This window comes from Psychrobacter immobilis, assembly GCF_904846175.1.
In the GTDB taxonomy this organism is placed as follows: domain Bacteria; phylum Pseudomonadota; class Gammaproteobacteria; order Pseudomonadales; family Moraxellaceae; genus Psychrobacter; species Psychrobacter immobilis_E.
Map to the genome: position 1 here is coordinate 308,141 of NZ_CAJGZM010000004.1, position 14,623 is coordinate 322,763.

At 42.3% G+C, this 14,623-nt stretch carries 12 protein-coding genes; 6 read left to right on the forward strand and 6 right to left on the reverse strand.

What is annotated here, in order from left to right:
* Positions 1–107 precede the first annotated feature (107 nt).
* Positions 108–1,271 (reverse strand): hypothetical protein, encoded by a 1,164-nt coding sequence (locus JMW39_RS07875; protein ID WP_201545428.1) that lies wholly within the window; start codon positions 1,269–1,271, stop codon positions 108–110.
* 267 nt (positions 1,272–1,538) lie between these two features.
* Between JMW39_RS07875 and JMW39_RS07880 the strand changes: the two genes are divergently transcribed.
* Positions 1,539–2,744, forward strand: coding sequence for a serine hydrolase domain-containing protein (locus JMW39_RS07880; protein WP_201545430.1), 1,206 nt, complete (start codon positions 1,539–1,541; stop codon positions 2,742–2,744).
* Positions 2,745–2,996: 252 nt separating this feature from the next.
* Entirely contained in the window at positions 2,997–4,532 is a 1,536-nt protein-coding gene (locus JMW39_RS07885; RefSeq protein ID WP_201545432.1) for a phospholipase D family protein, read from the forward strand.
* A 104-nt stretch (positions 4,533–4,636) separates the two neighbouring features.
* Here the strand turns inward: JMW39_RS07885 and JMW39_RS07890 are convergent, their stop codons facing one another.
* Together JMW39_RS07890 and JMW39_RS07895 are read right to left on the reverse strand one after the other, a co-directional pair.
* Positions 4,637–5,053, reverse strand: a complete 417-nt coding sequence (locus JMW39_RS07890) for a VOC family protein (protein ID WP_201545434.1) — start codon at positions 5,051–5,053, stop codon at positions 4,637–4,639.
* Positions 5,054–5,086: 33 nt separating this feature from the next.
* Positions 5,087–6,091 (reverse strand): lipoate--protein ligase, encoded by a 1,005-nt coding sequence (locus JMW39_RS07895; RefSeq protein WP_201545442.1) that lies wholly within the window; start codon positions 6,089–6,091, stop codon positions 5,087–5,089.
* 80 nt (positions 6,092–6,171) lie between these two features.
* Here JMW39_RS07895 and JMW39_RS07900 point away from each other — a divergent pair, with 80 nt between their 5' ends.
* On the forward strand, positions 6,172–6,489 hold the full coding sequence (locus JMW39_RS07900; protein ID WP_201545444.1) for a hypothetical protein: 318 nt from the start codon (positions 6,172–6,174) through the stop codon (positions 6,487–6,489).
* A gap of 159 nt (positions 6,490–6,648) precedes the next feature.
* On the opposite strand, the gene JMW39_RS07905 is transcribed toward JMW39_RS07900, so the two are convergent.
* The gene (locus JMW39_RS07905; protein WP_201545446.1) at positions 6,649–8,247 is read right to left on the reverse strand and encodes a GMC oxidoreductase; all 1,599 of its coding nucleotides are present in this window, start codon (positions 8,245–8,247) and stop codon (positions 6,649–6,651) included.
* A 394-nt stretch (positions 8,248–8,641) separates the two neighbouring features.
* Between JMW39_RS07905 and trpB the strand changes: the two genes are divergently transcribed.
* Complete coding sequence (gene trpB, locus JMW39_RS07910) at positions 8,642–9,868, forward strand: tryptophan synthase subunit beta (RefSeq protein ID WP_201545448.1); 1,227 nt, start codon at positions 8,642–8,644, stop codon at positions 9,866–9,868.
* A gap of 99 nt (positions 9,869–9,967) precedes the next feature.
* Positions 9,968–10,870 carry a DMT family transporter gene (locus JMW39_RS07915; protein WP_201545450.1) on the forward strand — a complete coding sequence of 301 codons (903 nt, stop codon included), beginning with the start codon at positions 9,968–9,970 and terminating at the stop codon, positions 10,868–10,870.
* A gap of 48 nt (positions 10,871–10,918) precedes the next feature.
* Here the strand turns inward: JMW39_RS07915 and JMW39_RS07920 are convergent, their stop codons facing one another.
* Positions 10,919–11,575 (reverse strand): hypothetical protein, encoded by a 657-nt coding sequence (locus JMW39_RS07920; protein WP_201545452.1) that lies wholly within the window; start codon positions 11,573–11,575, stop codon positions 10,919–10,921.
* A 391-nt stretch (positions 11,576–11,966) separates the two neighbouring features.
* Here JMW39_RS07920 and JMW39_RS07925 point away from each other — a divergent pair, with 391 nt between their 5' ends.
* Positions 11,967–13,373: a hypothetical protein gene (locus JMW39_RS07925; RefSeq protein ID WP_201545454.1), complete on the forward strand. Its 1,407-nt coding sequence runs from the start codon at positions 11,967–11,969 to the stop codon at positions 13,371–13,373.
* A gap of 113 nt (positions 13,374–13,486) precedes the next feature.
* Here JMW39_RS07925 and JMW39_RS07930 read toward each other — a convergent pair whose 3' ends face one another.
* The gene (locus JMW39_RS07930) at positions 13,487–14,620 is read right to left on the reverse strand and encodes a hypothetical protein (RefSeq protein WP_201545456.1); all 1,134 of its coding nucleotides are present in this window, start codon (positions 14,618–14,620) and stop codon (positions 13,487–13,489) included.
* Positions 14,621–14,623: the final 3 nt, after the last annotated feature.

Below are 14,623 nucleotides of genomic sequence, written 5' to 3' on the forward strand. Positions count from 1 at the left end.
TAAGCCAGTATTTTAATATAGAAGAATTTATAAATCTTTAGTAAAAGATTCTAGCTTCCAGTTCAAGCTTGATTAATCTTGAAAATACAAAGTCTATTAAGTAATATCTACCAATCCATATTTGCACTATTATCACTGACTGTATTTAAGTGCTCAATTAGACTTTCCATATTGTTAAGTGATTTCAGAGCATCTTCATAAGTTGAGTCATTGGTGAAAGTAAGGATACTTGGCAAAGCACTTCTTATATAAATAATTTCTAAAAAGTCGTCTGAATCCCAATAGAAATGTATAAAATCTTCTATCGCTTTTATTGCTTCCTTTTCCTCAAATTCGGTATCAGGTTGGATAGAAAATCGTGAACCACTTTTCTGGTTAGTCATAAGTAACGGAACAGCACCTACTTTAGAGTGAATCTGAAAAGCTTCGCCATTTTTACCAAACGCTCCATGAGCCATATAGTTTCTTATTTGTTTTTTGATCAAAGCTAACTTATCGTAATGTGGTCTAACCAATTTATCTTGGACATCAAGACATGTTTTAAATTTAGTTACCGAGTCATCTTGAGCAAGCCGCCCTACATCTTCTCCTGTCAACAAAGAACCCTTTATTATTGCAGCATGAATGAATATATGTTCAGTAAAACTATAAAATGCATCAATTACTGATAGCGCTAACCATTCTGTTTCTTTTTTAAGTTCCTTAGATTCTGCATAAATGCTTAAAAATCGTCCAATATCTAGTGTTTCTTCTGCATCTTTATGAGATACATCCTCTTGGGTTTTTTTCTTATATTCTTCAAGAAAAAAGATGTACCGACTATATAACCTTAGACTAAGATTTAAAACATTTAAATTAGATTGTTTTGCAGCTTCATTTGCGACCCAATCAAAATATGGTTTTGCGGCTTTTACAGCGTTATTTATTTTCTTCACAATCTCTTGGCATTCGTTTTCTTGATTTTCCTTGTCTGCTATAAAAAGTCCCATCCCTAGTTTCCTATGTTCTAAAAGATAAGCGGCTCCGTTATAATCAATTGGAATCGACCAAGCAACTTTTTCAAATCGACCTAAGTTTTTAAAACCAAGTAAGTCAACAAAAAGAAAATATATTAAGTAATAAGGAGGTAGGTTTTTCCCCGCGTCTGCTCGAACAGCTTTGAAAAGAAAGTCCTTGTCAGCTTTAGTGCGTTTTTTAACAGTACAATCAATAGGATTAAGTATTTGTTGAATCTTCTCTTTCAAAATATCTATATCATTCGGAAATATCATTTCGTTTCTCAACTCCTAATTCGCTCAGCTCTATCTAACTACAAAATATAAAAATTTTTAGTCATCAACTTATCTTAATTTAGTATATCTAAACATAGTTTTAGTTTTCGTATTTAACTCATTAATTCGCTGGACTAAAAGCCCAGCCTACATCCTATCTTCTCTACTCAAAAACCCCCTCCCAAAACTGCCTATCCATGCTAAATTAAACCCTATCAACGACACTCAATCGTACTCATTACTCACACCATAAAAAAGGATTTTATAATGGTTGTGTTAAAAACCCTGTTTAAATGGATCGTTTTGCCTATTGTAGCGCTACTCATTATTATTAGCTTAAGCTTAGTATTGACGGGCAATGCCTATATCTTTCGCGGTCTACAGATGACATATCTTAAAGGCGAAGCGACTGCTAATATCGATGATTATGTTGATTTTGATAATCGTACTATTCATGCCAAAGATACTATCGAATGGGAAAAAGATCCCAACTTCGAGCAAGTCAGGCTGACACCTACTTTGCAAAATGCCTTAGATACTGATGAAACCGTCGCCTTTGCCATTATCAAAGATGGCAAGCTTTTGTATGAGAGCTACTGGCAAGGCTACGATGAGAATTCACATACCAATAGTTTTTCGATGGCAAAAACTGTCACGACCATGCTGTATCTCAAAGCGGTAGAAGACGGTTATATCGGTAGCATTGATGAGCCGATTACTAAATGGCTGCCTGAATACGCAGGCAACAAGTATGCGCAAAACTGTACGCTTGCAGATTTATCAGCGATGACCTCAGGCTATGATTGGACTGAAGATTATTACTTTCCGATCAATCCCACTGCAGAATCCTATTACGGTCATGACTTAGTTAAGCAAATGGTCAATCGCGATTTCGTCGAGGAGTGCGGCGATCGGTTTGAATACTCGTCAGGCGATACGCAGATGCTTGGCATAGCTTTGTCGCGTGCGTTAGAGCCGCATGGCTATACCATTTCTAGCTATTTAGAAGAGAAGTTTTGGCAGCCTTTAGGTATGCAAGGCGATGCTTATTGGTCGCTTGATGGGGCAGGGAAAATTGAAAAGGTATACTGCTGTTTAAATGCCAGTGCTTTAGATTTTGCCAAATTTGGACAATTATTATTAAACGGTGGCGAATGGCAAGGTAAGCAGTTGCTTAGCAAAGCACATGTTGAATTTATGATTACACCAAACGTCCAAGCCTTTGCAAAAGGGCAAGCGCAAGTTTACGGACATTCGGTGTGGACGGATATGGACGCTCCAATTCCGTTTTATGCCATGCTTGGTCATTTGGGGCAGCGCGTATTAGTGCTACCTGAAGAAAATGCAATTATCGTTAGACTTGGAAAGCAAAAGGGCTTACCGACACCAGTAGATGGCTTTCATTTGGAGCCAGACTTGGGTCAGTATGTTAGCGAGGTTAAAACTATTTTGGATGGTTTGGTGGTGGAGTAAAGAGAGGGTTGGATATAGGGGCGTAGTAATATGGGTGCTGATCGTTGTCGCGTTACTATCATTGAATGGGATGAAGCAAGTAATACTGCCATCATACCCATAAGGCGGAAAATGAAGTGGAACGCAGTCATCAGCGTCTTACTGTATACACAATAGAGACTTGAATAATGACATTATTTAGCATTAATAACGCTATAGTAGTATCAGCGCTAATGCACAGTGTCCCTCCAGTATAGAACGGAAAATTTTAATATGATTTTGAAAGTGCTTTTCTTTATTGTTGCCGTTATCGGGGGCGCCATTTTTATTGCCCGATTGACCTTTACCATTCCGGAAATAGAAGAGCGAATAGATACAACCGTGTTGCCAAAAGCCACGAGCGGACCTTTAGCCGAGTCACTGATTGCGCTTGAAGCTGCACATAAAGGACTGACAGGGATTGCACCATTGCAAAGTGGGGCTGACGCGTTTGCTGCCCGTATACTCTTAGCAGATGCGGCTGTCTCGAGCATTGATGCTCAATACTATATTTGGCATGCTGATCTAACGGGTACTTTGCTACTTGATGCTTTGGTTCGCGCCGCCGATAGAGGGGTACGCGTACGGCTTTTGCTAGATGACAATGGTACAACGGGAATCGATACTGAGATAGCAGCGCTCGTTGCCCATCCGAATATCGAAGTGCGATTGTATAATCCCTTTAATCTGCGCACAGCGAAGATACTGTCTTATGGGTTTGATTTTTTCCGACTGAATCGAAGAATGCATAATAAATCTTTCACGGTAGATGGGCGCGCGACCATAGTTGGTGGTCGAAACGTCGGTGATGAGTATTTTGGCACTGGTTCGACCCCACTTTTCGTTGATTTTGATGTTATGGCGGTAGGGGATATTGTTCCACAGATCGCGGCTGATTTTGACCGCTATTGGGCGGCATTATCTGTTTATCCAGCAGATCTGATCGTCGGAATATATAAAGTGAATGACCCGATTGGTACACGATTAGCTGGATTCAAGGGTGATCCACAGATGAGCGAGTACAAAGCCATTTTGCATAGCTCGAACATCGTGGCGTCTCTCGCGGCGGGAGAGATTGATTTAGAATGGACAACGGCTATGTTAGTGAGTGATGATCCAATAAAAGGCCAAGGCGCCGTGCCTCGTGAAGATTTATTGGCAAGCCGGCTAAAGGATGCAGTAGGTGACATTAAGACCCGCCTTGATGGGGTGTCGGCTTATTTTGTTCCCGGTGCTGAGGGCGTAGAAGCCTTTGCTACGCTTGAAGCGCGCGGTGTCGATGTGCGCATGCTGACCAACTCGATGGAAGCAACAGATGTGCTGCCCGTTCATGCCGGTTATGCTAAGCGCCGCAAAGCCATGCTTGAGAGTGGCGTTGAGCTTTTTGAGCTACGTAGCAAAGCGGCACCTGATGCTCGCTCTAACCATTTAGGGCCATTCGGATCGACAGGCGCTAGTCTGCATTCAAAGACCTTTGCGATTGATGGAGAGCGAATTTTTGTGGGATCGTTTAACTTTGACCCTCGGTCTACTAGATTAAATACCGAAATGGGTTTGCTCATCAACAGTGAGCAGATGGCGCAAAAAGTACACAAAGCATTCGATGAAGGCATAAATGGACTGGCTTGGCGCGTTGAGCAGCGCGATGGAAAGCTGGTTTGGATCGATTCTAATACGGGCTCGGTGAGCACTTCGGAGCCTGGATCTACTATCCTGCGTAGCATCGTGTTGACAGTGATAGGGTGGCTGCCGGTTGAATGGCTTTTATAGTCAAAAAGATATTGCTATATACCAACACCAGCTGCAGAAAATCCATTTACGCATTTTACGTATTTATTTTCTTATAAAACGGTACATGAAATGCTTTCTACAGCCTACCATGTACCAATATTTTCCATTGAAATCCATGGTTCTATAGGTGCTAAGCGCTCGCCATCCTGTAGCAGCTCAATTGAGATATTATTAGGGTCTTTCACGAAAGCCATATAGCCATCTCTAGGTGGTCTTAATATCTCGACACCCGCTGCCATAAATATTTCGCACTGCTCATATACATTATCGACTCTAAATGCAAAGTGCCCAAAATTATTGCCGTTGGTATATTCTTCCTCATCCCAGTTATGCGTCAGCTCAATCTCTGGCGCGCCTTCATGGGTCGCCAAAAAATATAAGCTAAATCGCCCTGCTTCAGAATCCTTTTTTCTAAGTAGTTTAAGACCCATAATATCGCAGTAGAAGGTAAGGGTTTCTTCCAGTTTATTGGTTCTAATCATTGCGTGTAAATACTTCATAAAACACCTTATTTATTAGCTTTGAATATCGCTTTAGTTTTTCATCTCACTAATCAACCACTCAGACACGTCATTAATCTGCGCTGCCAACTCAGGATGAGCTTTGCCTAATCCATCAAGCTTGGTTTTGATGTCGACTTTATTATATTTAACGCCAGTCAGCGTGTCTTTTAATAGGTCAATCAATTCAACGTTTAGCGCATCTGAGAAAATGACCACCTCCGTAATCACTGCTTGCTTCACATCAAGGTGCAAATCAATAATGCCCCAATCAAAGCGCGTCTCAATATGATGAGTGAATTCAGGCGTCTTGCCAAAGCGCCAATCCCAATCTGCCATTTGCTGATAGTATTTATTGAGTGTCGGCTGCTTAGCGAGACTGGCTTCATCCAATTCTTCTATCGGAGCAGTATCGCCATAATACTCGCAAAACGCCTCGATGATGGCATCGGATAAAATCTCGTGATTAATCGACTCGTTAAACTCTACTAAGTTTGCGACGCGCGCACGGACAGATTTAATACCTTTGGCTTTTAGCTTAAGCGGATGCGGATTGAGATAATCGCCTAGCTTTTGCATGTTGGCATTCACGAGTAATGTGCCGTGATGAAAGCTGCGGTCAGCTGCATGTTTAAAAGCGCTGCCTGATATTTTCTTATCACCAACTTGCATGTCGTTACGACCAGACAATTCAGCGTCAATGCCTAACTTCTTTAGCGCATTGATGATGATGGTAAAGTTCGCTGCTTGATCGTAGTCGTCTTTGGGTGATAAAAAGGTAAAGTTGGTATTGCCCAAATCATGAAATACCGCGCCGCCGCCACTCTGTCGCCGTGCCAAAAACACATCGTCTGCTTCCATCTTATCAATTTTGCATTCTACCCATGGGTTTTGCGAGCGCCCAATGACCACGGTCTCGCTATTGCGCCATAAGAAGAGCGTGTGCGAGTCGGGATTGAGTGTGTTAAATATCCAATCCTCAGTCGCGAGGTTAAACCAAGGGTTGGTTACGGCAGATTTTAAAATGCGCAGTTTCATTAGTTATCCTCTTTTATTATGTGTTGTAGGCTTTCATATATAATATCTACAAAACTTTAATTATTCACAAGAAGTCTATCATGAGCGACTTAGATAAATTAGTAAGATTGAACGAACTTTTTATTCAAATGAGAGATGTTCTAATTCAAGAGCATGAGGACAATTGGATAAGAGGTATTAACTTAATATTGAATCAAATAGATTATTCATTAGCATCCAATGAAGACGCCAAGAGTACAATTAGAGATATTTATTATAGCTACGGGTCGATGAATGGTGGCAACGGTAGTTTTTCAGATTTTTATATTTGGAGGGAGGATTTTGATGAGAGAGTTATAGAGAATAACAACTTTATGAAAATAAAAAATCAGATAAGTAAAATATTAACTAGTTATTGATTTTAGCTCGGTATGGGTATGGGTATGGGTATGGGTATGGGTATGATTTGTATAGTGTACCGTTTAAAACTAGTCATTATTATTAAGAAATTTAAACTAACTTCAAATCCAAAAAAACGCCCATCAAGAGCGTTTTTCATACCTCTAAATCCTAAAACTCTACTCAAAATCTTCCTTTAAAATAGCTGCCATATTACGCTCAGCAAGTCCTGTGATAAACACATACGGATTGACGCCAGCGCTACCGGGGATTAACGCGCCATCTTGCACATAGATATTTTTATGACCCTTTACGCGCCCAAATTCATCAGTTGCCTTGCCAAGGACGCAGCCGCCTAATGGGTGATAGCAGAAGTTATCGCCGAAGCCTTTGGTAAATAGTAAACTTGAAGTGGAGCCGCCATTTGCTTTGGCTAGCTTTTCGATCAGCTCTTTGGCAGCATTCACCGAATACTCATTTTGCTCGCGTTTCCAGTTGAGCTTGACGGTTTTGGTGACTTTATCATAGTAATAGTTGCCACGTTCTGGATTGTCGGTGATGGCGAGATATAGCGTTGTCCAAGTCTCAAGACCTAGCGGTAATGGGGCGAGTTCGGCAAAGATTTTGTACTTCGAGCCGCCTCTATCACCGTCCCACATATTGATGCCTTTGACCGGAATAGTGGATTGGGTGGCACCAGCCGCGTGGACGAAATTGCGCCCTGTCATGATGTTGCCGTTTGGCCCCCAGTGTTTGCCGATGTGTTCGTTTAGGTTGTTTAGTTTCCCTTCGCCTTGGCTTTTGAGTAGAAGCTCTGAGGTGCCGGTACTGCCTGCGTTAAGAAATAGCTTGTCGCAAGTATAATGCTCAATTTTATCGATACCGCCCGTCATATTGATGACATGAACTTCTAAGCGTAGCTGGTCATTATCCAGTGCTTGAATACTATTGACTTTGCGTAGGGTTTTAACGGTGACATTGCCCGTGGCTTCAGCGTCTTTTAGGTAGGTTAAATCCAGTGAAAACTTGCCCGCATTATTACCGTAGATGACTTCACCGCCGAGGCCAGATTTATAGACTTCATCCTTCGCTTCTTTTTGCATATAGTCAAAGTCGTAGCTGTTACCGAAGAATTCGGTTTTCATTCCCGCCTTTTCTGCTTGGCGTTCAGCCGAACGAGTAAATTCGTAATGCTCGGACTCATTAAAAAACGACTCAGGGATTTTACTGACTTTTAGGTTCTTCATCGCACGGGGAAAGTAAGTATGGTACATCTCATCACTATCAATCCAAGGAAACACTTCTTCAAAGTGGGAGCGTCTTGGTTGGATGGCAATCGCGCCATTGACGATAGAGCCGCCACCATAAGCACGTCCTGCAAAGACTTTCATATCGTCATATTCGATTAAATCCAAAACCCCAGGATATTTTCTGATAGGTATCGGAATCGGGATAGGGGCGTTTGGCATATTACTAAACCAGCTAGAGCGTTTATCGGCAGTAATCATTTTGCAAAAGGTATCATGCTCGGGCGTTCTATCCCAGCGCATTCCCATCTCAAGTATCAACACTTTATGACCTTTTTCGCTCAACCGTAGCGCCGATACCGCGCCGCCATAGCCACTGCCAACGATGATATTCGGAAAGTGTCCCACTTGGGTGATGGTACTGGGTAGTTTTGGTTGCTTGGCAAGCGTTTGACAGCCACTTACCGCAGCAGAGGTACTGATAGCGCCTAAGCTTAAACCCATGGCTTTAATAAGTTGGCGTCGTTGCATGGTGTATCCTAATTTGATATTTAAGCTAAAAAAGCCTGAGTTAAATAAGACTAGCTTTCGACCGCAAAGGTGCGGCAAGGCGAAAGAGCGCTATATTAGCAAACATAGGTTGCGTTATTATTTCAGTCATGCGATTGCTGTAATACTTATAGATAAAAAGCGCTTTTAATTTACTGATTATTCTTGCCAGCTTTTAGTTAATGACTTAGCCAGTTATTTAGCCAGTTATTTCTATAGTAAGGCGTAAACTTGACCAAATAAGAAATTTCGCTTATTATCTTGTTTCAATGTACTAGAACACAAATACATTCAATTATTCTTATCCTTAAAAAAGCTAAATAATTCGGCGAAAGCTCCAATATTAATACTCCATTTAAAATAATAAGGCTTAACTATGACAACGCAAAATACCGCCACTGGCTACGGTTTACATCAATCCATCTTGCCGAATAGCGATGGTTTATATGGTGAGTTCGGTGGCAAAATTGCTCATCCTGAGCTTGCCAAAGCCATGGCAGAAATTGAGACAGGTTTTCGTGAAATTATTAAAGAAGATGACTTTATTGCTGAGATGAAGCGCTTGCGTGAGACTTATGTTGGTCGTCCAAGCCCTATTTATCATGCGCAGCGTTTGACCGAGCATTGCGGCGGCGCGCAGATTTATTTTAAGCGTGAAGATTTGAATCATACGGGCGCACACAAGATTAATCACTGTTTGGGTGAAGTGCTGCTGGCGAAAAAGCTAGGTAAAACCAAAGTGATTGCGGAAACAGGTGCAGGGCAACACGGCGTAGCGTTAGCAACGGCAGCGGCTTTGATGGGGTTGGAGTGTGAGATTCATATGGGTGTGGTCGATATCAAAAAAGAACATCCAAATGTCAGCCGGATGAAGATTTTGGGTGCCAATATCGTACCAGTCTCACGCGGTGCAGGAACGTTAAAAGAAGCGGTTGATAGTGCTTTTGAGACTTATTTGAATGAGCTTGATAGCAGTATGTTTGCGATTGGCTCGGCATTAGGACCAGCGCCATATCCTGAAATGGTCAGCTACTTTCAGTCAGTAGTTGGTCATGAAGCACGAGCGCAGTTCTTAGCAACGACGGGCAAGCTACCTAATAAGGTTGTGGCCTGTATTGGCGGCGGCTCCAATGCTATTGGTATATTTAGCGGCTTTTTTGATGATGCCGAGGTAGAAAAAATCGGCGTAGAACCAGCAGGCGAAGGCTTGGATACGCCCAATCATGCGGCGACCATGTCACTGGGCGTCAAAGGCGAGATTCATGGGTTTAAATGTTATGTGCTGCTTGATGAAAAAGGCGAGCCAGCTCCCGTACATTCGATTGCATCAGGTCTAGATTATCCTGGGGTTGGGCCACAGCATTCGCACCTAAGAGATTTACAACTGGCTACTTATGAGTCGGCGACTGATGCTGAATGTTTAGAAGCGTTTATGGCTCTGTCACGCCTCGAAGGTATCATTCCTGCGTTAGAGTCGGCACATGCTATTGCCTATGCGATGAAAGTCGCTAAAGATATGTCAGCGGATGAGACGATTTTGGTCAATTTATCAGGGCGCGGCGATAAAGATATTGATTTTATTTTAGATAAAGTGGATTTGTAGAAAAATTGGTCATAAATACAGAAAATACAACATCCATTGAGCGATTAAAAAGTTATCATCGGAGTTTTTTTACTTCTTAATGCTCGATAGGATTACCTCATGTCTAACCGCGACCTCATTATTTTTATGACACTGTCCTTTATGTGGTCGCTGTCTTTTATATTTTACCGTATCGGTGTGCCAGAATTTGGCTCGCTAGCATTTGCCAGTCTGCGGGTGGTATTTGCTGGACTGACCATGCTAGTTTTTGTCTTAATCAGCCCAAAAAACAGAGAAGGCATACGGGATAACTGGAAAGTATTGGCGTTGGTTGGGCTATTTTCTGCGGCAATTCCTTTTATCTTATTTGCTTTTTCAGCGCGCTCGGTCAATGCAGGGGTGTTGGCGGTGCTTAATGCGTCAGTACCGATGATGAGCGGTTTTATCGCCAGCACCTTTTTTAAAGACAGACTGTCAAAAAAACAAATTCTTGGTCTGGTCATTGGCGTTATCGGTGTGATTATTTTGATGAGTGAGAACTTATTTGGCGGCAGCGGGCAGGGTGCTGAGTCAGGTTCAGGGTTATTGCCGATGGGCTACGCATTATTGGCCTGTGTTGGCTATGCCGTTGGTGCCAATATCACCAAAAACTATTTATACGATGTCTCGCCAGTGGCAATTACCGCAGGCTCCCTTATCATTGCCAGTATTATTATGCTGCCGATAGCGGTTTATGAGTTTCCCTATGGCAAAACCATCAGCCTCACTGCTTGGGCGTCAGTGATTTGTATTGGCGTCTTTTCAACTGCCATCGCGCTGATTTTTATGAATCAACTCATCAAAAGTATCGGTCCGATGCGGGCGACCAGTATTACCTTAGTGATTCCGATTTTTGCCATTATTCTAGGCTATCTGCTACTTGGTGAGGCTTTAGACACGCCGGCGATTATCGGCTCGGTAGTGATATTATGTGGTACGTATTTGTCTTTAGAGTTGTCTATCAAAAATATGCTTAAATCCTAAGATACTTATTATTTTCTAAGTGCTAAATTGGCTCTTAGTAGCTGCCACCTATTTAGCACCTTCTACCATGATAAGTTGAATAGGAAAGGTAATAATGTCAAAGGCCTTGGCTATCGGCATCAGCGTTTTGAGCCTTCTTTCTTCTGCCAATGCTTTGTCTGGCTGATAATGATAAAACTTCAGCATGGTCGGTTGCGGCAAGCGATAGGCGAGCGTCTCGATATTTTTCACCGCCGGCGCCACTGTCACAGGGAGGCGCCAGAGACTCTTTGTACAGCGTGTCATATCACCCGCAAAGCCGTCATAACAAGTAAAATTAAATTCTTCAAGCTTAGCCGTTTCACCTGCAACTAGCAGATGCGTCGGTTTTTCAAACCATAATATGGTAGCAATGCATCCTTGTGCCGAGATGCAGCCTTGCTCGCCTATTCTTATTCTAAAATAGGGCGCATTGAATGCCGGCATCGGCTTAAAGGAAAAATAAGCCAAATCCACCTGGTCTAAAATATCCATAAATTCACGATCTCTATTGGCGCTCTGCACCAAATAGCTGTGCTTTTCTCCGGCAAATACAATGACATGCTCAACCCCTTGAATAGGCGCGGCGGGCTTACCGACAGCGATGATGGTATCGGTAAACTGCTCATCGGCGACCCACTTTACATCTTCTTGTAGCATCAATTGGTAATCGAGCTTTTCTGTCACGATACAGCTGCTTAAACCTAAAACTAATGAACTAGCTAAACATAGTCTGGAAAGTGATTTTAACATCATATTTTTCTCTGCTTAAAAGAATAAGAGACCATCGAGAAGGGATTGTTAAATCTGATATTAAGCCAGTTTTTCATAAATAAGTTGGCTAATTTGCTAAATAATTACAAGTAAAACATCAAGAGTTTTGGCGAAAAAATTTAGACATATATCAAGAGCTTAACCCTTATTTCTGTCTATTCAAGCAGAGAATCCTATAAAGTTGCTGCTGATATATTGACAAAGGTCGACATTCGCTATTTAATCTAGGGATTAAAGCCAACTATAAAAAGTAAGCATGATTTTATAGTTTGCTCGTGTTTTTAACTGACAAAAGGATATTGTCATGAGCGCTCAGCTGTTTTTAGGATTTACGAATTCTGCTACCCTTTCTCGTTCTTCGCGCTATTTGCTCAATGCCGGTACTTTGACGGCGCTAAGTCTCGCTATTAGCTCAGCGCATGCCGCTGGCATAGAATACAGCAAACAATCGGTTGCGCCTTTTTTTGAGCCGGGTAATTATGCCGAGCTATCTTATGCGTATGTTGATCCAAAAATCGAAGGCACCGATGCTGCTGGTAATAAAATCGGCGACATGATGGATGACTTTGATTTACCCGGAGCCGCTATTAAAATCGCCCCGACCGCCAATACGGCATTGGCAGTGATTTACGAAAAACCCTTTGGTGTCGATACTGAATATGCAGCAGGGAGTATTTTTAACAATAGCATGGGCACCACGGAGGCGCGGGTAGAGACAAATGGCATCACGCTTTTAGGCGGTGGTAAGATTAGCAATAATGTGTGGCTATATGGTGGTCTTGAGTACCAAACGTTAAAAGGCAATATTACTGGCGCGCAGCCAGTAGGTCTGACTACCGCAGTTTCTCAGGTGATTGATCAAGCAGGGGCGCTTTTTGGTGTACCGACCACTGAGGCTTATTATGATTTGGTTAATAAACAAAATAACGGCACGATTACGCCAACTGAAGCCGCAACTTTGGGTGCTATTAATGAGACGGCTATCAATCCTGTAGCGACAGCGCCAACCTATTATACGTTAGACTTTGAAAACGAAAATACGCTAGTGCCCGTCATTGGGATGGCGTATGAAAAGCCAGAGATTGCCTTGCGCGCATCATTAACCTATCGCGCGCCTGCCAAATATCAAGTATCTGGGGTAGAAAACCTACAAGTTATTTTACCACCTATCGCTGGTGGTGATGGGGTAACACCGGGAACAGCTACTGACGAAGTTGCCTTACCGCTAGCGGGCAAGACCGAAGTGAAAATGCCGCAGTCGGTCAATTTAGACTTCCAAACGGGCCTAAGTGAAAAGTATCAGTTATTAGGAATGGTCAACGCGCGCTGGGTAGATTGGAGTAACTTTAATGTTGCCCCGCCTTTAGCGACATTATCAACACAAGAGCCCTTAGCTGCTTATAAAAAGGACGGTTATGCGGTTGAAGTGGCATTGGGTAAGCAGTTTAATCCCAAAGTTTCAGGCGAAGTACGCTTGGGCTATGACCACGGTACTGGTGCGCCGCTCAGTCTATTGGGGCCTTATGACTCTATCAAAAGCTTAGGATTAAGCGCGCAATATAAATTGACCGAGCAGCTTAGTGTTTCTGCGGGCGGTCAGTATATGTGGTTTGAAGGCGGTCCAGTCGATACCAAGGTTGATGGTCGCGTAGCCAATATCGACGATGGAACAGGCTATGCGCTTGGCATGAAACTTGGTTATCATTTTTAAGAGTTGACTGAGATTATTTATTAAAAATAGCTCATATTAGCGCTGATAGAAAGTAGAAAAAAGCACTTACTTTAAAAAGTAGGTGCTTTTTTTACTGCTTGAAAAGCGCTTTATTAATCAACACTTTCGGTTTGGCAAAACAGCCCATTTAAGCATTCTCGATTGCTGCTGCCGATTTTCCAAATAGGAGGTATCTGCATGGCTTGATTTAATTGCTCATGTATCCTTGTCCAGTCATCCATCTCATAGCCATCTTCGTTAGTGCTAGGCGCTGGATAAAGCTCTTGACGCTCGCTATCGGATAACGCCATAAAGTTAAGATAGTTTGTTGCATCCTTTGCCAAGATACTATTGGGACGTTTGGTGAGTGCAACCATCGTCTGCTTATACTCTGGTTCAAGAAACTCATGAATAGCATCATCCGTCCATCCAGTATTGTCTGAGCCAAAGAATAAAGAATAGCGGTATAAGTCCAATAAAATCTTGGCATCTTTCACCGCGTAGCCATTTGGATAACGCGTTATATAATCTTCCCAAAACACCGCACGCTCAACCAACTCTTCAAAAGAGGTAGTAATGGCGGCATCGCTCCAAAAGATATCTTGATTATCCTTTGCCATCCGCTGAATGAATGTTTTTTGGTCAGGACGTAGATAAGGGGTAAAGATGTCTGCCATAGCTTTCAAATCATGACTAAAGGCATAGTAACCTTCGCCTAAATTATAAACTCTAACATCGGCATCATTTTGGATAAGACCAATCAAGTAGCGTACGCGTGGGCTCAGATTTTTTAGTTTTTCTTCCGCTATTTTTTCGCCTTGCTCTAAGGCGTTCATCACGTCAAAAAAATCTTGGTCAAATTCTGCACTGTTAAGATCAGTTTCCTCCCATAAAAAACGCTCATACATCGCTTGATAGTCTTTTAGTAAATTCAATACTTCGGCATTACTAGCCGTTGGCAAACAGGCTTTTAATTGTTTTTGAATGGCATAAATAGCTTCAACCTTACTGGTGTTATCTACTTTTTTCATGGCGTCACTAAGCGCTAAACAGGTTTTTGCGTCTAGCGCTGAGTCTGTTGCGGTAGTCGTTTTGGCTGCTGACTTTTCTAAGGGCGTCGGCTTAATAACTTGTTCTGTATTTTTTGCCTCACTTGATTCAGGTGACGCATCTGATTTAGGTTGGCAGGCGCTCATACCTAAGAGGAAACTTAGCCCTATTGCCAGCGATAATATGGTTTTTTGCATGGA